Source organism: Bacteroides sp. L008 (assembly GCF_040812255.1).
Classification (GTDB): domain Bacteria; phylum Bacteroidota; class Bacteroidia; order Bacteroidales; family Bacteroidaceae; genus Bacteroides; species Bacteroides vicugnae.
Map to the genome: position 1 here is coordinate 1,896,054 of NZ_JBFNXO010000001.1, position 17,907 is coordinate 1,913,960.

Here is a 17,907-nt window from a genome sequence, read left to right on the forward strand (position 1 = left end):
TCGCAAGCTATGAGCCCTATTAACATCTATTATGCTTTCAGAAAATCTAAAATATGAAGAAGGTTTTCTATCCTGCTTGGTAAATATGGAAAAGCGATTACCTGTGTCTGTTTCATGGGGGTGATGCTTCACCTGCAGAAATGGAACAATTAGCTTTTCATTCGTATTTATGATTTCAGTACCCGCTTCAATCTGTTTAATCCTTCTATCAACCGCTGTCGCGGACATGCAATATTGATACGGATAAACCCTTCACCAGTCTCTCCATACAGACTGCCTTCGTTCACCCAAAGCTTTTCTTTCTTCAACAAGTCTTTTACTATTTCTGCTGACGTTTGATTCAAGACCGAGCAATCTACCCAAACCAGATACGTACCTTCCAACATCATTACGGGAAATTCCGGAAGATATTCATCAAAATAACCTTTTAAATAGATGTAATTCGCAAACAAATAGATTTTAAGTTCTTCCAGCCATTCTTCACCCTCATTGTAAGCAGCCATCAACGCCTCCACTCCGAAAGGATTCACATCACATACTTCATTTATATTAATCGCTTTATCTATCCTCACCCGTACATTTGCATCTGCAGAAATAATATTGGCTATCTGAAGCCCTGCCAGATTGAAAGCCTTGCTAGGCGAAACAAAGGTTACCGAATTCACAAGAAACTCTTCTGATATAGAAGCGAAAGGAGTATATTCATGCCCCAGAAAAACCAATTCACAATGAATTTCATCAGCGATCACAAACACATTATTCCGAATACAAATCTCACCTATCTGCCTTAATTCCTGCTTACTCCATACTCTTCCGACAGGATTATGCGGATTACATAACAACATGAGTTTTATCTTCGGATCGGAAGCTTTCCTCTCCAAATCATCAAAGTCAATCTGATACCCTTTGTTTCTATATACTAAAGGATTGGCAATCATCTCGCACCCGTTATTACGGATAGAGGAGAAAAAACAATTGTATACAGGCGTCTGCACCATCACTTTATCGCCGGGTACTGTCAGTGCTTTAATTGCAGCAGATATTGCCGGCACAACTCCGGTAGTATAAATAATCCATTCTTTTTCTATCCGCCAGGCATGTCGTCGTGCAAACCAGTTGGTTATCGCCTCGTAGTATGCGTCAGGCACGCGTACATATCCGAAAATCCCATGTTCCACCCGCTTCTTCAATGCCTCCACGACGGGGGGAGCCGTACGGAAATCCATATCAGCCACCCACATCGGCAAGACATCCGCATCTGCGGACGAGTCCCATTTATAAGAATTCGTACCTCTGCGTGAAATAATTTCATCGAAATTATACTTCATATTTCAATCAAAACAGGTTAGGTCGTCCCAGAGTTTCAATTCACAATTTCCCGGTGCTTTCAGATTTTCATCCAAAATAATTGTGCCGAAGCTTTCGGCAACAATACTCCCTGTACGAGGATTTTTCACACTATGAAGCGGGCTTTTAATCGTTGCCTGCACGCTACTATGTTCAAAAGCAAGGTCAGCATCCTCCGCCATCGTACAATTTTCCATCACCAGATCATGTGCGTAACAAAGTGGTTGAGTACCCGAAATTTTACAATTTACCAAACGCAGGTTTTTAGAATGCCATCCCAGATATTCTCCGTTCAGTTCCGAATCATAGACAGTTACATTTTCCGTATTCCAAAAAGCATCTTTGGAGTTGATGACTGCATTACGGATTTCTACATTCTTGCAATATTGAAACGAATAGTTTCCATTTTGAACGTAATTTTGTATATGGATATTCTCGCTATGTATAAAAAGATAATCTGCTTTATCAATCTGTACGTTCTTCAGTTCTATATTACGACAATACCAAAACGTTTCCAAGGCATTGGGCAACTGCACATTTTCGAGTTTTATCCCATCCATTTCACGGAACATCTTCGGTGCTTCCACCAAGGTATCCGCCATTTGTAGACTTTGAGAATACCACAGGGCGGCACGAGCTCCTTCTGTAAAAAGACAATTCTTCACAATGAATCCATTGGTGTGCCAGAAAGGATATTTCCCTTCAAAACGGCAGTTTATCGCTATGATATTACTACATTCTTTCAGTGCCGATTCACCGGCATGAATCGTTACATCTTCCAACTGAATGTCATGGGTTGCAAATAGAGGGCGTTCGCCTCCATATTCTTTATTTCTTATTTGTTGCATCATTTTATTTTTTAGTCTGTTATTTCAAAAATCACATTTACACTTCCCGCTCCAAGGGCAGAAAGCAGCCCTGAAGGATTAGTTATACGCCCTAAACGGGTATAGCTGTATGAAGTGGAAAAAGTTTCATAAAAAAGTACCACACAAGTGGATCCGTAAAGCATCAAATCACCTGTCCGAATCGTACCTGGGCTGGATGGGGTTGTTGGTAAACCGTTTTGTAGATAATAATACTTTTCATTATTGTTCAATTCGGACATATTCACTGTCATAGGAAGCAATCTCTCAAATGCTTTTGCTGTCTCATTATTTTCCAATGTAGCATTGAATGAAACAGTCCCGATTGTTACTTTAAGATTATTACTCACAGGATTATCATCATTGTTATCGTCGTTATCACCAGTGTTATTACCACTATTATTACTGCCATTATCACTAGAGCCATTACCCGGAATTACCTGTTGCCCTGTTCCCTGTATAGGTTCATCTTCACTACATGATGCGGAACCGACTGATAATGTCAGTATAGCAAGAATTGTTATTATATAGTATCTCATATTTATAGTATTGAAACTTATTTCTTCAGATACTCCTTAAAGAAAGATTCCAGCTTACTAAACGGGATAAGACCCACACGGTCGTAAAGATCTACATGTCCGGCACCGGGTACTATATACAGTTCTTTAGGTTCGGCAGCCAATCGATAGGCGTCTTCACTAAATTCACGTGAATGGGCATTCTCTCCGGTGATGAAAAGCATAGGCCGGGGTGAAATAGTTTCAATATCTTCGAAAGGATAGAAATTCATAAATTTCACATTGCTTGAGAGCGTAGGGTGTGTAGTGGTCATAGGAGTTGCTCCGTCAGGAGTAAATTCTCCTCTCTGCGTACGGTAGAATTCATAAAACTCCCGTTCGATCGGATTGGACGTTTCTGTCAACTGATGTACAGTGCCACTGGTATATTTAGTTTCCCCACCCAAAAATTCTGTATAACGCTGTTCCGCCGCTTCAGCCATTATTTGCTTTCTCTGTTCCAACGTTAATGAGTGATTTAATCCATTACGGTTGGCTGCTCCCATATTATACATACTGATTGTTGCAATGGCCTTGAGACGAGGATCTATTTTCGCTGCACTGATAGCAAAACTTCCGCTCCCACAAATTCCAATTACACCAATAAGATTCCGGTCAACGAACGGACGCGTACCTAAAAAATCAACCGCAGCGCTAAAGTCCTCCGAATAAACCTCCGGCAAAACTGCATTACGCGGCTCGCCTTCACTCTCACCCCAGAAAGACAAATCGATGGACAGTGTAACAAATCCCCTTTCCGCCATTTTCGTTGCATAGAGATTCGCACTCTGCTCCTTAACAGCCCCCATCGGATGCCCTACAATGATTGCAGGATATTTTTCCCCTTCTTTCATACTCTCGGGCAGAAAAAGATTACCCACTACTTTCATCTTATATTGGTTAGAAAAAGAGACTTTTTCTACATTTACCCAATCACTTTTATAAAAATTATCAGCATTTGTCTGTGCTGAGGAAAAACTGGTTCCGAGCATCATCATAAATACAACCGTTAATAATAAAATCCGTTTCATATCTCTTGCGCTTTAATAATTAATAAATTGATTACCTATTTTCAACATTGCAAAAGTACGATGAAAGAAAGAGACCGTTTGTAGACGAATTACTGACATTATAACCCCAATTACAGATTGTAGAATATTAAGAAAGAATGTAATTGGACAAATGAATTTAAGAATTACAGAAATTGGCAGTAATGCCGGACGTGTATGGAATGAACTTGAGAAAAGAACATTCGAATTTTCCATACAAGAGTTGTGTCAAAAGCTAACTATGACTTTTGAAGAAGCAGTTTTAGCTATTGGTTGGCAAGAGAAAATAATATTGTTGTAAATAAGAAAGATGGCCGTATTATGCTACTGCATAAATAACCTTATGAATATTTATCGCTCATAATAATAAGGTATTTTCCGCATATATAATCTATAAATGCTTCCACAAAAATGAAAACGTTTCTTTTTTTAATAACACATCAATACTTTTCCTTATAAAAGTTGAGTTATCCTATTATGGGGAACTGTAATATGGGTAAATTAATCCGTAATTCATATACAAACAGATTTCAAATCCTGCAGTATCTTTGCGGTGTCATAAAGAAATAAGTAAAAACATTATTTAGAAAAACTGTTTGATATGTATTTAGAAAATATTTATTCTCCTGCAGATGTTAAGAAACTGTCGGAAAAAGAGCTAAACGAGTTAGGTGGAGAAATCCGTGCAGCACTCCTGCAAAAATTAAGTGAACATGGCGGGCATTTCGGACCTAATTTCGGAATGGTGGAAGCAACGATTGCTTTACATTATGTATTCAATTCACCCAAAGACAAAATTGTATTTGACGTATCGCACCAGAGTTATGTACACAAGATGCTGACCGGTCGTAAAGATGCGTTCCTTCATCCGGAAAAATACGATAACGTATCAGGTTATACCGAACCGCAAGAAAGTGAACATGATTTCTTCATCATCGGACATACTTCTACTTCTGTCAGCCTGGCCAGCGGATTGGCAAAGGGACGCGACCTTACAGGCGGCAATGAAAATATCATAGCCGTCATAGGGGATGGTTCTTTAAGCGGAGGTGAAGCTTTCGAGGGATTGGATTATGTAGCAGAACTTGGTACTAACATGATTATTATCGTTAATGACAACCAGATGTCTATTGCCGAGAACCACGGAGGATTGTACAAGAATCTGAAAGAATTACGTGACAGTAACGGTCAGTGCGAATGCAACTTCTTCAAGGCAATGGGACTGGATTATATGTATGTAAATGATGGTAATAACGTACAGGCATTGATTGAAGCTTTCTCTAAAGTGAAAGATATTCAGCATCCGATAGTAGTACACATCAATACATTAAAAGGTAAGGGTTATGCACGTGCCGAGCAAGATAAAGAGACTTACCACTGGCGTACTCCATTCAATGTAGAAACCGGAGAAGCAAAAGTGAGTGATGAAGAAGAAGATTACAGCGAGGTAACCGCCCAATACCTGCTGAAAAAGATGAAGGAGGACCCGCGTGTGGTAACAATCACTTCTGGTACTCCCACCGTTCTGGGATTTACTCCGGACCGTCGTCAGGAAGCAGGCAAGCAATTCGTAGATGTAGGCATTGCCGAGGAACACGCAGTAGCTCTTGCTTCGGGTATCGCAGCCAATGGTGGGAAACCCGTTTACGGAGTATATAGTACATTCATCCAACGCTCCTACGATCAACTTTCACAAGACCTTTGTATCAATAACAATCCGGCTGTTTTGTTGGTCTTCTGGGGTACGTTATCCGGAATGAATGATGTGACTCATCTCTGTTTCTTCGATATTCCGCTTATCAGCAATATTCCTAATATGGTTTATCTGGCTCCGACTTGTAAGGAAGAATATATTGCCATGCTGGAATGGAGTATCCGTCAGAATGAACACCCGGTTGCTATCCGCGTGCCGGCAACAGATGTAATCAGTAGCGGAGAACCGGTAGATTCCGATTACAGCATTCTCAATCGTTACAAAGTTACTCATCGCGGTTCGAAAGTGGCCATTGTGGCTTTGGGTTCATTCTATGGATTAGGACAGTCGGTTGCATCACTTCTGAAAGAAAAAAACAATGTCGACGCAACACTCATCAATCCGCGTTACATCACCGGTGTAGACAACGAACTGATGGATGAACTGAAAGCAGATCACGAGTTAGTGATAACATTGGAAGATGGTGTATTGGATGGCGGTTTCGGTGAAAAAATTGCCCGCTACTATGGTGCTACAGACATGAAAGTCCTGAACTATGGAGCTAAAAAGGAATTTGTAGATCGTTTTGATTTACAGGAGTTTCTCCGTGCCAATCACTTGACAGATGAGCAGATTGTAGAAGATATCACAGCACTTATCGGTTAAAATCAAACCCATTCACTATATATTCAACAGGTTGATGTATATTGTCGGTTAAGACAATTACATCAACCTATTTCATTTCGATATGAAGTAACAATCCTTTTCGATAATTCAATGGAGTCTGTCCTGCATTCCTTTTGAAGAACTTACAAAAAGCTGCCGCATCACTAAACCCTAACTTGGAAGCAATCTCACCAACCGTAGATTTTGTAGAACTCAACAAGGTACGCGCTTCCATAACCAACAGTTCGTTTATAATACTATTGATAGTCTTGCCTGTTCCGGCGCGTACAATACGGGCCAGGTACTGCTCACTGATAGCCAGTTTATCCGCATAAAAGCTCACAAAATGTTCTTCCCTGAAATTCCGGGTAACCAATGCATGAAACTCCTGTAAAACGTGGTCTTTACGACTGACCTCTTTTTTAATAATTGTCTTTCGGGAAAGAAAATCAGCTATATCAAGAAATAAAGCATTGCACGCTGCCTGTATGCGCCGGAAAAGAAAATGATGTTCAATATTCAGCAGGCGCATCAACACTTCCAGTTCCTTACGGATGATTTGGGCTTCGTACTCTGTCAACTGTATCGTATATTGTTTATTCTGCCTCATTGTCGCCAATAAGATAGCCGTTATTTGTGTCAAATAAGAGTCGTCTGTCCGCATGGATTCGGAAAGGGCAAGAGTAATAAACTGAATATCACGGCTTGAGTAAAGATGCTCCGTGAGATAATTTGCTCCATGAATAAGCAGCATATTCGGTTCTATCGCAATAAACTCTCCATTCAGCAGAATCTCCGAACGACCTTCAAGAACGAATATCATATAAAGTTCCCGATTGAAATAACATTCATTTGCCGGATAACTTCTGTCTTTATATTCACTCCTAAAACAGACTACCTCCTCTTTATAATGAGGAAGTTCCGGATGCTCCTTCAACAGCTGTGTATTATCAAATATACGAGATTTTACCATTTACATCTTCTTTTTATGACGTAAAAATACGATTTGTTTCGGATATGACAAAAAGTGTACGGAATTAGATAATCTATTTCAGAGTAAAAAACGGGACCTTTGCATATCCTTTTCAATACATGAAAGGAAAATAAATAAAGGAGGTCAAAAAGGAATGGAAATGAAAGATGTTTTCAAGAGGTATTTAGTATTTGTTATCGGACTTTATTTTTTAGCGGCAGGCATTGTATTGATTATACGCTCGGCACTAGGGACTACTCCCATATCGAGCATCAATTATGTATTAAGCTTGAATAGTCCTTTGTCATTAGGTACTTGCACCTTCATCATCAATATGGTTCTTATCTTGGGACAATTCTGGTTAATCCGAAAAAACAGAACCCGGCAGGATATTATTGAAATTCTTCTTCAAATGCCGTTCTCTTTTATCTTTTCGGCATTCATTGATTTTAATATGATGCTGACAAGTGAACTGCATCCCGCCAATTATGGCATGTCAATCGCTTTATTACTTACAGGATGCATGGTGCAATCTATCGGAGTAGTTCTCGAACTAAAACCGAGAGTAGCCATGATGAGTGCAGAAGCATTCGTGAAATATGCGTCCCGCCATTATAACAAGGAGTTCGGAAAGTTCAAAGTCTATTTTGATATTACTTTGGTGACGTTGGCCGTAATTCTCTCCCTCTTACTGACACAAGGTATTCAAGGAGTACGTGAGGGGTCGCTCATTGCAGCCTGCATAACCGGATATATTGTAAGTTTCCTGAATCAAAAGATAATGACGAGAAAGACCCTCCATAAATTATTACCAGTCTGGAAGTAAATCCTGCGTCAGTTTTAGATAAACACCTTATAAAAAAGTCGCTTCTTTGAAAGATTCAAATTCTTTTCAAAGAAGCGACTTCTTATTTCATCTATAGTTATACTTGCATTTACTTCTTCTGCTTATCTATTTCTTTCAGAAGTTCATCGACAGCCACTTTTAATTGGGTATCCTCTCCCTTAACAACCGTCTCCGGATCATTAGCAACCTTCACATCCGGTTCCAACTGGGTGTTTTCCAAATAACTGCCATCAGGCAAACGATAGCCAATGATAGGAATACCAAAGACGAGTGAAGGATCTTGTAAAGTTTCCCAAGACACGCTCGTCATTGTACCCGGAACAGGCATACCGACAAGTTTTCCTATATTTTGATGTTTATATACCCATGGAGTTCCATGTGCATTCGAATAGTTGGCTTCACATTGCAGCATAATAGACGGCTTGTTCCAACGACGGCTTGGCATGTCACACGCTTCACGTCCGCGGACTACTTGAGTGAAGTATTTCTGACCACTGAACAGTATTTCAATATCTTCATGCAAACGACCACCACCGTTGAACCGAGTATCAATCACAATTCCATCACAGTTGTTATATTTTCCCAGAATATCCGAGTAAACGGTACGGAAACTGTCATCTCCCATGGATTGAATATGAACATATCCCAAACGTCCTTTCGACCATTTCTCAACATCTGCCGCCCGCTGTTTCACCCAACGTTTGTATAACAACCCATTCAGTTGGCCGCTCGTAACCGGCATCACAACTTCTTCCCAACGTTCTTTATTTTGCGGATTGTAGATTGAAATCAAGGTCTTCTTCCCTGCTTTATTATTCAACAGACAAGTGATGTCATGATCGGGAGTTATTTCCTCACCGTTAATCTTTTCAATGATACATCCCGCTTTTACTTTGGTACGCGAATGGTCGAACGGACCTTTCTCGATAATTTCGGCAATCTGCATCCCTTTTCCCTGATAATCCCAGTCGAACAGAAGTCCCAGATTGGAAGTAACATCACCTTTACCTTTGGGAGAATAGCGTCCTCCGGTATGTGAAACATTCAACTCGCCCAACCATTCACTCAACAGTTCTGCAAAGTCATAATTGTTATCAATGTGAGGCAGGAACTTGCGATAAGCATTAGTCATGGCATCCCAGTTTACCCCGTGCATATTGACATTATAAAAACGTTTCTGATGTTGTTTGTACACATGGTCAAACATCGCTTCACGTTCAGCTGCCAAATCCATTTTCATTTCAGCCTGATAACTGATTGATTTCAAAGCATCCGACTTGGCATCCATCTTTTGCATATTGCGGCTTCCCAATAAGAAGATATCTCCTTTTTTATCCAGCATCAGCGATGCCCATCCGGTATTGAGTTTATGCAGACGTTTTGTCTCTTTCTCACGGAGATTCATTTTCCAAAGGTCATATCCATCTTCGAAAGCAGAGAAATAGTAGAGATCCTCCCCATCTTTGGATAGTATGGCACTGCCTAAGTCAGAAGAGTTGGGAGTCAGACGTACGATACGGTCTTCAATACCGTTAAGCTCGACTACTATATCTTTCTGGTCTACTTTTTCCTCATCCGCCTTCTCCTTATCACCGTCTTTCTTCTTGTTATCATCTTTCTCCTTTGCTTTCTTTTGTTCCTTTTCAAGTTCCTTGAGCAATTCGAAATCTTCCTTACTCAAACGATAACGATCATAAGCATCCTGATTGAGAAATACCAACATAACATCCTGTTGCGATCCCCAGGAAGCATGCGCACGCATACCATAACGTTCGGTCTGGAAAAGAATGGCATTTCCATCGAGTACCCAACGCGGAGAACCGCTGATATATCCGCTATTAGTCAGATTGGTTATCGCTCCTCCCTGTGCACTGACAATACCTATATCCGAATAAGGATCGTGACGGTTGCCGATAAATTCAAGAGTAAACCATTTGCCATCCGGTGACCATTCATAGTCAAATCCACCTCCGGTGTTATACCATGTAGAACCGTCCGTCACCTGACGTACTTTCTTCGTTTTCAAATCGAGTACCATCAAACGATTGCGGTCTTCGATAAAAGCCAGCTCTTTACCATCCGGCGAATATTGCGGATAAGCACGTTCTACCGTTTTGGACGGTAATAAAACTTCCTCCTCAATAAGAGTGGCATTAGGGAAATTAGGGTCTTCCTTACGGCTTATTTTTGCTGTGTAAAGTTGCCAATTACCGGTGCGTTCACTGGCATAAACTAGCGTTCGGTTGTCTGGAGCAAAAGAGACGGAAGCCTCTTTTGCAGGAGTATTTGTAATTTGCTTGGTTGTAGCATAGTCAGTTGAAGTTACAAAAACGTCACCACGTACAATAAAAGCAACCTGTTTGCCATCCGGAGATACGGAAGCGGAAGTGGCTCCCTGTGAGAATTTAAGTGCAGCAACCTGCTCTTCATCATCACGGACAAGCTCTACTTTTACTTTTTCCGGACGGGCACCGGGTTTCTGGGTATAAAGTTCACCGTCATAGGCATAACACAAAGTTCCTTTATCGCTGACAGACAAGAAACGTACCGGATGAGTCTTAAAAGTAGTGACAGCCTTTACTTCTTGTGGAGTATTCAATGGGAAAGTATACACATTAAAAGAACCTCCATTACGTTCACTCAAAAAATAGACTGTATTACCATCAGGTGCATATACAGGATTACGGTCCTCCCCTCCCCGGTTTGTCAGGTTCGTATGTTTTCCGGTTTGGGTATTGTATAACCAAATATCTCTCGTAATGGATGAAGTGTGATGTTTTCTCCATTCATCCTCAAAACCTTTGCGGTCCTGATAAAGAAAGTTCTTTCCTGCTTTATCAAAACAAACGAGTTCGGCGGGAGTTGCCAATACTTGTTCGGTGCGTCCTCCGTCTACAGAAACTTTGTATAATTCTGTCATTGCTCCCGTAGGAAACAAAGCACTGTTTGCAGGATCTTGTATGGAAGCGGAGAAAAGGACATACTTTCCATCCGGTGTAAAAGCCGAGGGAATTTCCGATGCGGAATGGTAAGTCAGTCTCCGGGCGACACCTCCGTCGGCAGGCATGATGAACAGGTCGAAATTTCCATTCCGGTCACTGGCAAATGCGATTTGTTTTCCGTCGGGAGACCAGACGGGATTGGCTTCATAAGAGGCTTGTGTGGTAAGTTGAACGGCAGTTCCTCCTTGTGCGGGAACTTTATAAATATCTCCTTTATAACAGAAGACAATCTCGGTCCCATCCGGTGAAATACGTGCATCACGCATCCACAAAGGAGTAATTGCATAGCTGGATAATGCTGATAATACCAGTGCTAACGAAGTTATTAGTTTCTTCATATCAATTTATTATATATTTATTCTGAAAAATCAGTTTGAATTAGTTTTCCCGTGTAATTATAGAATGCTTTGTCACCAAAATCTTTGAAAAAGAAGGCGTATTTATCCACTCCCGTACAATGACAAACGCCAATTTGCCGGGGAAGGTATTCCTGCAAATAATCTGCAATGATCTGATATTTTTGTTTTTCCGCATTATGAATGTGAAAACCTCCGAGAAGTAACTTGCAGGGAGATTCAGGAAATGCAGCCCGAACAGTACGCAAGATATTGGTGATCCCCCGGTGAGAACAGGCGCTCAACACAGAAACTCCTTCCGGTTCCACTAACACCATTGCCAATTCATCCTGAAAGGTATCCGGTATTTTGCAACCATCTTCTTGCTGAACCCAGAAGCGTTCAAAATGGGTATCCTCCTGATTGATAATATCAATAGATGGAAAAAGAAAGACTCCGGGAAGCAGTTCGGTCTGCTCTGTGATAAAGCGGAAACGGGAAAGATCAAGATTTTGCGTATGCTTCATTCCATTCTCGCGTTCATCCTTGAATTTAGGAGAAAAGATTTCACGTTTACAGACAACGGTTGCCTGTGTATTCAATTCCAGAAAATAACGCAGTCCCCCCGTATGGTCACTGTGACCGTGGGATAATATTAAATAATCAACTTTTTGTAAATCAATGCGCAACAGACGAGCATTACGGATAAACAAGTCGGATGCCCCCGTATCGAAAAGAATTCTATTCCCTTGGATCTCAATATAGAGAGAAAGACCATGCTCGGCCTGCAATTTACGTCCATAGACACAATTCTCCACAAGAGTCGTTATTTTATAGCTCATGACATTTAGTTATCAAACAAATAATGTAAAATAAAAAGTTCTGCCACAAAATTATAATAATTCTGTGGCAGAACAAGCAATCTAATCAATTAAAATTCTTGACTTTTCAATCTTTCTGATTGAATCCTTATTTTTATCCTTCAAAAGGTTATACCATTTTTCCCATCTTGTAAGCTTCCTGCATATAGGGAGTATCTTTAATTTCCCCTACCTTCCATGCACCAATTCCATAAACCGTTCCCTTTTCCTGAGGTCCTTCCAAACAATCGAGGAAGCCACGGAAACCATCAATGGTACGTTCCATCATTACTTTATTGTTTTCCGCAGCCGCAATAATGAAATAAAATTCCTTATTGGTTATTTCCGTATAGCGTGCACAGCAGCGGTCGATCATAATTTTCATCTGTCCGCACATGGTATAAAAATAGACCGGAGTTGCCATCACAATCACATCTGCAGCAATCATCTTCTCTACAATTTGCGTTGCATCATCCTTCTGCGGACAAGGTTTACCGTACATACTGCAAACACTGCATCCCGTACAAGGATGAACTGTTTTGTCTTTCAGGAAAATCTTCTCCACTTCATTACCTGCTTCGAGAGCACCTTTCATAAATTCATCACATAATAAATCAGAATTACCACCTTTACGTGGACTGGATGAAATTATCAAAACCTTTTTAGCCATAACTTTACTTTATTACTTTTTATTTTCAGAATTCTTTCTGTCAACGATTCATTTTGCAAAAGTAGAGAAATAAAAGCAGATCGAATGTAGACAAATTACAGAGAAAGATACCTAAATTACAGATTCCATGTTTTACTGGTAATTTTACGCAATCTCTTGTACATAGTAAGCCGGCTTTTCGGGATAAGTCTTTACCATTTGGAACTCTTGTTTTATCAGTTCTTCCATTTTTGCTATTTGCTGTTTCATACCTATTTTTGTTTCCACTTGGGTATTGCTATGCCCCACAAATGCTATAAGCAATATCATTAAAGACAGTGCTTTCAAATTAGTCATAGGTTTCTGTACTTTCATGCTATCAGGTTATTTGATATATTTTACCTCCGCTGTGTTACTATCACAAAGAAAACAGTCGGTCAATACAGTGTCGTCGGGAAGTACGATATATTCCACATTTTCAGGAGCGAACAACTTAAATACAAATTGTTTTTTCCAGATGCCGATTAAGACCAAATCGTTATCATTCGGTATTTCTATTTCGTGCTTCTTACAATACCATGACACCCTGTCGTAATAATATACTATTCTGTGTTTTATTTTAGATAATTTCTGTTTAAACTCATCCGTACCATATATATACCCCATATAAGCATCTGTAACAAGTATGGTATTAGGATATATCGGTTTAGGGAATCCTTCTGCCTTCCGGCGTAAAAAGTCTTTCTCTCTGTAAGGGTCGAAAGCATCCCCTTGTGGTAACGGACGATTTTTATCCATGTAGAGAACATAAAACGACCACCAGCCGGAATCATATTGTCCTAGGACAGATAAAACGATTCCAGTATAGGGATGTGCGAATCCCAACATGCCTACAGAATAACCCGGCACTACTTTTGAAAAAGGAATGGTACAACGGTGGAAAAACAAATGTCGGGGGAAAGTGATAGTTCCGTTCATCCTATCCAATACAAAACGTCGAGAAGGAGGAAATAACCCATATAGAAACATGACGAACATTACAATTGTCATTCCGGGTATAGGGGAGAAATATGTATCACCGTAAAGGTTATCCATGTCTGCATAAATAGCCCATGCAAGGGCAAAGGCCGGAACTCCTCCAACAATTATTAAAGTTTTCCTTATTAGAAATCCCAAGTCGAAAATCAAAAATTCATCATCTACCCTTTCTATTTTCATATCTCGGACAATTTCGTTGGTTAATACAGTGGGAAATGGGTATATGATATGCTCCATTAGACGCTGCTTACCTTGAAGAATGGCTAGTGCTATCAATGTGCAAATAACTATTAATCCTATTATTAGGATGAATGTCATTCCAGATGCAAGAAGTAACAATAACTTGCCCCATAAAAAATTGAAGATCCATAATTTGCCATAGGATAACTCCTTAAGATACGCCATGCTATAAAATCCTAATGCTCCTATTGCTATGCCGCTTATAATCATAATTATTCCTGCAATTATCCTCATTGTGGACGGGCGGTTTCTATCTATTTCCATATTCATTATTATAATTAGAAATTCCAAACGCTTTTACTATCCGGAGATATAAATACTTGTTCTAATTTAGTCTTTGCTTCGTTATAAAGAAGCCTTCTTGAATCTAAAGGTACATTCATCTCTTCCATATAGGGACTTCTTTCTCAATTTCAACATGTTCCTGCTCCTTCTTATTTCTGTATTTCTCAAATTCCGGCATGTCCGGCAATTCCTCTTCCTCCATGTATACTTGTATGAAGCGGGCAAAGCGCTTAGCAGCATCTATACCGCCAGCAATGCCCAAGGGGATTCCGCCCAGTGAACGGCGTGGATTGGCGATTACTATTTCTTCTTCACCCTTGCCGCTGAGAGTCTTCGCATGATAATTGCCAAAAAGTGTGATCACTGCCTGGTCATAAGGTATTGTCTCCTTTTTCTGAAATATAAATCGGGCAGGTATAGTTATAGTTTTGGAAACGCGATCAAAAACGATCCGCCGCCAAGGGTTAAGAATTTGACAGATTGCCATCCATAACATAGCTACATCAGCTTCAAGGAATAATAACGCATTTACAAAACCTTCGGTCGAAAGTTTTGAAGGAGTGGCATCTGCAAAATAGACCAGGGCTAAAAAGATAATAAAAAGGAGCAAAAACAGAAAAATCCTCGCCAATACGTAATCATTATCAATGACAATCTGTTTGTCATCAATCCGGTTAAATTCATATTTTTCACCAGTCGAGGATTTCCAATGATCCGGCAAAGCTATCAATTTTAATTTTCCGTCATTTTTCAGAGGTATTTTGGGGTACATGTTCCAAACAGCTTTTAACCCAATGTATACACACAAGAAAAATCCACCATTAATAGTTATCAATCCAAGCATAATATTAGTGAAGGTGACTTTATCATTATGTATATTGAGCAATACTATTAATAATATGATCATAGGCCACAAAAAACCTATTCCATATATTACTGCCCAACACTTCCTTACACGCCACTTTTCCTTTTTCTTCTCGGCTTCTCTACGATTGACATCAGCTATGATTTCACGACGCCATTGCTTGTTACTCTTTTTTTTCTGTTCCACTATTCTACCCATTTTTCCAATTCTGCTTTTATTGAATTCCGCTCATCAAATAATCTATTGCCCATGGGGGATTGGTGACTGTAAACCGAACAGCTAAGCCTTCTTGTTGCTGTCCGAAACTGGTGAGTATGATTTCGTGGCGGTACTTGTAGTCGTTTTTAAAAACCCACGCAATCAGGCGAATGTTATAACTGCCCAAAAGGAGATACAGCATAGCAAGGAAGACGTAGCCGTAAGGCATGAAACCGTAATCAAGGAATCCCAGCAAAGCAGGGATCGTCAGGATTACGATTGCACCGATGGTATAGCCTACCAGCCGTTTGTTACCCAGCAAGGCATTCTTCTTGGCTATGAAAACGCCTAATCCTACCGGTATCAATCCCAATATCGGGTAGGGCAGGTAGGTGAAGGCGAGGGTTTGGAAGAATGAATTCATATTTCGACTTTTGTTTTTAAGTTAACTATTTTCAGTTTTATCACATCATCACTTTTAGGCATGTTATTATGAAAAATAAATCTACTTATTCTATTCTGTAGACATGATTTTATAATTTGAAATGTTTGTTCTCTCATTACTTTTCAGTCTCTTTCCGTAGTTTGTTTATTCTTATTTCCTTTTGTATCTGCTTGAAAGTTTCAAATTCAGGATGATTTGATAAATCGTCTTCAGTCATATAAGCTTGAATCAAACGAGCAAAACAATACCCGTTTGTGCGGCCGGCAAACTGCAAAGAAACTTCACCAACAAGATGCTGGTAATTGGCTATGACTACGCCATCAATTCCTCGGAGAGCATCCTGCCCAAAGGAAATCACCGCTTTTTGAAATGGTATCGTTTCTTCTTTATGGATTAGCCAACGGCGAGGAATAGTGATTGTCTTCTTTTCCCGGTCAAAGACAATTGTTCTTCGGGGGGATAAGAATTTAAATATTCCCGACAATATTAAAACGCAATTAATCAAAATAATCGTGTAGTTTTCAGCAAAACTATTATTTCCTCCTTGAAAAGGATATATGCCTAATAAAGGCAATATAATCACGATAAGAAGGAAAAATATTGGTGCTCCTCTCCTTGTAGAATCGGTGGCATCTATTACGATTCTCTTTTCGTCGAACTGTATAAATACATCAATGTATTTATACACCCATTTGTCTCGGAAATCAAAATAACTATACCTCCAAAGTTTATCATTATTTGTGAGGGGAATTTTAGGAAAAACTTTAGGAGTTACTTTGTAAAATATCAGAACTAACCAAAAACAAAATCCCAATATTGCAATACATACTGATAAAGTCAAGTTAGTTATTGTTGCTATCTCACAGATAAAGCAAGCCGCAAAAAATGAGCCACAAAATGATAGACTTGCAAACAAGGCAAAGAAGCATCCAATAATTTTCCATTTCTTCGTATCACGTTGTACTGCTTCATTTAACGCTTGAATCTCCTCAGTCCAACGTTGATTTTCATTTTTATATTGTTTATGGCTTTTCATTGTATTTCTTTCTTTATTTCATAAATTTCCAATTCTTCTTTTTTTGCTTTAGGAGATGTATATAATTTACCATCTTTACCAACTTGTATGCTGTTTCTGGTTTCATATCACTTTGATTTATAGTTCTGTATTCCCATATCTCTTGCTGTATCATTCTACATTCACATACTTTTCATATTCAGGACCATCATAGGGAGGAACGGGAGAGCCAATGACACGAGAGTTGGTTCCAATATAAAAATGTTTAATATCAGTACCATCATCCGATTTTCCAATCTCATAAGTATAGTATTCTTCTTTGCGGTGAATAGGAGCTTTCGTATAGTCCCACTTATCAAGATGACAAAAATAAAGTAGCGGGAACGGATCATTATCGAACTCCAAACTCGTTTTTTTTAAGAACTCATCAATATGCATCCCTCTACCCAAAACAGCACCACCTACAATGATTTTACCTGTGAAATAGTGACGAGGACCACGGTTTCTTAGCCATTTTATATTGTCTTCACTGATAACTCCACGCAAATCTATATTCCAATTGATAAGTATCCCGTTAATAGGAGCACTGTTTTTTCCACTTTTATCCAATGAAGTCATCCGAAGCCCTATAGAGTCCCAAATATAAATTCCGGGCTCTGCAAGGCGTTCGTATTGTCCAAATATCTCGCACAGCTCACCGATTGTCATTCCCGGCATAAACGATTTGCCATTGTAGGTCATGGTGGTATCCGTAAAAATAAACAAGTGCTTGGTGTTTACCCCTTCCTTCTCGTAATCAATAGGCGGTTGGGGTTTAGCAACGGCTTTGTTTTCTTCTAAAAACCGGTCGACTTTACCTATCAGGTTATCAATTCCATTCAATAACTTATCATTGGTAGAAGCACAACTGTTGCACGAAGACAGCATGAATATACAACCAATGCCGAACAATATTATTATAGACTTCATCTTTTTCT

General features: G+C 39.6%; 16 protein-coding genes and 1 pseudogene. 3 read left to right on the forward strand and 14 right to left on the reverse strand.

Features of this window, described 5'->3' with window-relative positions:
• Positions 1-167: 167 nt before the first annotated feature.
• Genes AB3G73_RS07735 through AB3G73_RS07750 form a run of 4 tightly spaced genes read right to left on the reverse strand, consistent with a single transcriptional unit; the run spans position 168 to position 3,801 of the window.
• Positions 168-1,328: a MalY/PatB family protein gene (locus tag AB3G73_RS07735; protein WP_195650352.1), complete on the reverse strand. Its 1,161-nt coding sequence runs from the start codon at positions 1,326-1,328 to the stop codon at positions 168-170.
• 3 nt (positions 1,329-1,331) lie between these two features.
• Positions 1,332-2,195 (reverse strand): DUF3737 family protein, encoded by an 864-nt coding sequence (locus AB3G73_RS07740; protein ID WP_195650364.1) that lies wholly within the window; start codon positions 2,193-2,195, stop codon positions 1,332-1,334.
• An 11-nt stretch (positions 2,196-2,206) separates the two neighbouring features.
• Positions 2,207-2,752 carry a cyclophilin-like fold protein gene (locus AB3G73_RS07745; RefSeq protein WP_148364936.1) on the reverse strand — a complete coding sequence of 182 codons (546 nt, stop codon included), beginning with the start codon at positions 2,750-2,752 and terminating at the stop codon, positions 2,207-2,209.
• Positions 2,753-2,769: 17 nt separating this feature from the next.
• The gene (locus tag AB3G73_RS07750; protein ID WP_195650350.1) at positions 2,770-3,801 is read right to left on the reverse strand and encodes an alpha/beta hydrolase; all 1,032 of its coding nucleotides are present in this window, start codon (positions 3,799-3,801) and stop codon (positions 2,770-2,772) included.
• A gap of 151 nt (positions 3,802-3,952) precedes the next feature.
• Between AB3G73_RS07750 and AB3G73_RS07755 the strand changes: the two genes are divergently transcribed.
• Together AB3G73_RS07755 and AB3G73_RS07760 are read left to right on the forward strand one after the other, a co-directional pair.
• Positions 3,953-4,120, forward strand: coding sequence for a winged helix-turn-helix domain-containing protein (locus AB3G73_RS07755; RefSeq protein WP_081352720.1), 168 nt, complete (start codon positions 3,953-3,955; stop codon positions 4,118-4,120).
• Between the two features lie 300 nt (positions 4,121-4,420).
• Entirely contained in the window at positions 4,421-6,178 is a 1,758-nt protein-coding gene (locus AB3G73_RS07760; RefSeq protein WP_099146804.1) for a 1-deoxy-D-xylulose-5-phosphate synthase, read from the forward strand.
• Positions 6,179-6,245: 67 nt separating this feature from the next.
• Here AB3G73_RS07760 and AB3G73_RS07765 read toward each other — a convergent pair whose 3' ends face one another.
• Complete coding sequence (locus AB3G73_RS07765) at positions 6,246-7,151, reverse strand: AraC family transcriptional regulator (protein WP_009000001.1); 906 nt, start codon at positions 7,149-7,151, stop codon at positions 6,246-6,248.
• Positions 7,152-7,305: 154 nt separating this feature from the next.
• Here AB3G73_RS07765 and AB3G73_RS07770 point away from each other — a divergent pair, with 154 nt between their 5' ends.
• Entirely contained in the window at positions 7,306-7,977 is a 672-nt protein-coding gene (locus AB3G73_RS07770; RefSeq protein ID WP_009000000.1) for a YitT family protein, read from the forward strand.
• Positions 7,978-8,086: 109 nt separating this feature from the next.
• Here AB3G73_RS07770 and AB3G73_RS07775 read toward each other — a convergent pair whose 3' ends face one another.
• From AB3G73_RS07775 to AB3G73_RS07815, 9 genes and pseudogenes are all read right to left on the reverse strand, one after another.
• Positions 8,087-11,338, reverse strand: a complete 3,252-nt coding sequence (locus AB3G73_RS07775) for a S41 family peptidase (RefSeq protein ID WP_367744304.1) — start codon at positions 11,336-11,338, stop codon at positions 8,087-8,089.
• A 17-nt stretch (positions 11,339-11,355) separates the two neighbouring features.
• Positions 11,356-12,177, reverse strand: coding sequence for an MBL fold metallo-hydrolase (locus AB3G73_RS07780; RefSeq protein ID WP_367744306.1), 822 nt, complete (start codon positions 12,175-12,177; stop codon positions 11,356-11,358).
• A gap of 148 nt (positions 12,178-12,325) precedes the next feature.
• On the reverse strand, positions 12,326-12,865 hold the full coding sequence (locus AB3G73_RS07785; RefSeq protein WP_367744308.1) for a flavodoxin family protein: 540 nt from the start codon (positions 12,863-12,865) through the stop codon (positions 12,326-12,328).
• A gap of 144 nt (positions 12,866-13,009) precedes the next feature.
• Positions 13,010-13,219: a hypothetical protein gene (locus AB3G73_RS07790; protein ID WP_143259650.1), complete on the reverse strand. Its 210-nt coding sequence runs from the start codon at positions 13,217-13,219 to the stop codon at positions 13,010-13,012.
• A 9-nt stretch (positions 13,220-13,228) separates the two neighbouring features.
• Positions 13,229-14,062 (reverse strand): hypothetical protein, encoded by an 834-nt coding sequence (locus AB3G73_RS07795; protein WP_367744311.1) that lies wholly within the window; start codon positions 14,060-14,062, stop codon positions 13,229-13,231.
• A gap of 439 nt (positions 14,063-14,501) precedes the next feature.
• Positions 14,502-15,470 (reverse strand): hypothetical protein, encoded by a 969-nt coding sequence (locus AB3G73_RS07800; protein WP_367744313.1) that lies wholly within the window; start codon positions 15,468-15,470, stop codon positions 14,502-14,504.
• 109 nt (positions 15,471-15,579) lie between these two features.
• A pseudogene (locus tag AB3G73_RS07805) lies at positions 15,580-15,894 on the reverse strand (TssN family type VI secretion system protein); the annotation flags it as partial.
• Positions 15,895-16,030: 136 nt separating this feature from the next.
• On the reverse strand, positions 16,031-16,951 hold the full coding sequence (locus AB3G73_RS07810; protein ID WP_195650338.1) for a hypothetical protein: 921 nt from the start codon (positions 16,949-16,951) through the stop codon (positions 16,031-16,033).
• Positions 16,952-17,101: 150 nt separating this feature from the next.
• Positions 17,102-17,899, reverse strand: coding sequence for a hypothetical protein (locus AB3G73_RS07815; protein WP_195650337.1), 798 nt, complete (start codon positions 17,897-17,899; stop codon positions 17,102-17,104).
• Positions 17,900-17,907: the final 8 nt, after the last annotated feature.

What these genes read in the sequence shown, in the direction of transcription:
- AB3G73_RS07735 (WP_195650352.1), bottom strand. Translation starts at nt 1,328, where the DNA reads ATGAAGTATAATTTCGATGAAATTATTTCACGCAGAGGTACGAATTCT.
- AB3G73_RS07740 (WP_195650364.1), bottom strand. Translation starts at nt 2,195, where the DNA reads ATGCAACAAATAAGAAATAAAGAATATGGAGGCGAACGCCCTCTATTT.
- AB3G73_RS07745 (WP_148364936.1), bottom strand. Translation starts at nt 2,752, where the DNA reads ATGAGATACTATATAATAACAATTCTTGCTATACTGACATTATCAGTC.
- AB3G73_RS07750 (WP_195650350.1), bottom strand. Translation starts at nt 3,801, where the DNA reads ATGAAACGGATTTTATTATTAACGGTTGTATTTATGATGATGCTCGGA.
- AB3G73_RS07755 (WP_081352720.1), top strand. Translation starts at nt 3,953, where the DNA reads ATGAATTTAAGAATTACAGAAATTGGCAGTAATGCCGGACGTGTATGG.
- AB3G73_RS07760 (WP_099146804.1), top strand. Translation starts at nt 4,421, where the DNA reads ATGTATTTAGAAAATATTTATTCTCCTGCAGATGTTAAGAAACTGTCG.
- AB3G73_RS07765 (WP_009000001.1), bottom strand. Translation starts at nt 7,151, where the DNA reads ATGGTAAAATCTCGTATATTTGATAATACACAGCTGTTGAAGGAGCAT.
- AB3G73_RS07770 (WP_009000000.1), top strand. Translation starts at nt 7,306, where the DNA reads ATGGAAATGAAAGATGTTTTCAAGAGGTATTTAGTATTTGTTATCGGA.
- AB3G73_RS07775 (WP_367744304.1), bottom strand. Translation starts at nt 11,338, where the DNA reads ATGAAGAAACTAATAACTTCGTTAGCACTGGTATTATCAGCATTATCC.
- AB3G73_RS07780 (WP_367744306.1), bottom strand. Translation starts at nt 12,177, where the DNA reads ATGAGCTATAAAATAACGACTCTTGTGGAGAATTGTGTCTATGGACGT.
- AB3G73_RS07785 (WP_367744308.1), bottom strand. Translation starts at nt 12,865, where the DNA reads ATGGCTAAAAAGGTTTTGATAATTTCATCCAGTCCACGTAAAGGTGGT.
- AB3G73_RS07790 (WP_143259650.1), bottom strand. Translation starts at nt 13,219, where the DNA reads ATGAAAGTACAGAAACCTATGACTAATTTGAAAGCACTGTCTTTAATG.
- AB3G73_RS07795 (WP_367744311.1), bottom strand. Translation starts at nt 14,062, where the DNA reads ATGAAAATAGAAAGGGTAGATGATGAATTTTTGATTTTCGACTTGGGA.
- AB3G73_RS07800 (WP_367744313.1), bottom strand. Translation starts at nt 15,470, where the DNA reads ATGGGTAGAATAGTGGAACAGAAAAAAAAGAGTAACAAGCAATGGCGT.
- AB3G73_RS07810 (WP_195650338.1), bottom strand. Translation starts at nt 16,951, where the DNA reads ATGAAAAGCCATAAACAATATAAAAATGAAAATCAACGTTGGACTGAG.
- AB3G73_RS07815 (WP_195650337.1), bottom strand. Translation starts at nt 17,899, where the DNA reads ATGAAGTCTATAATAATATTGTTCGGCATTGGTTGTATATTCATGCTG.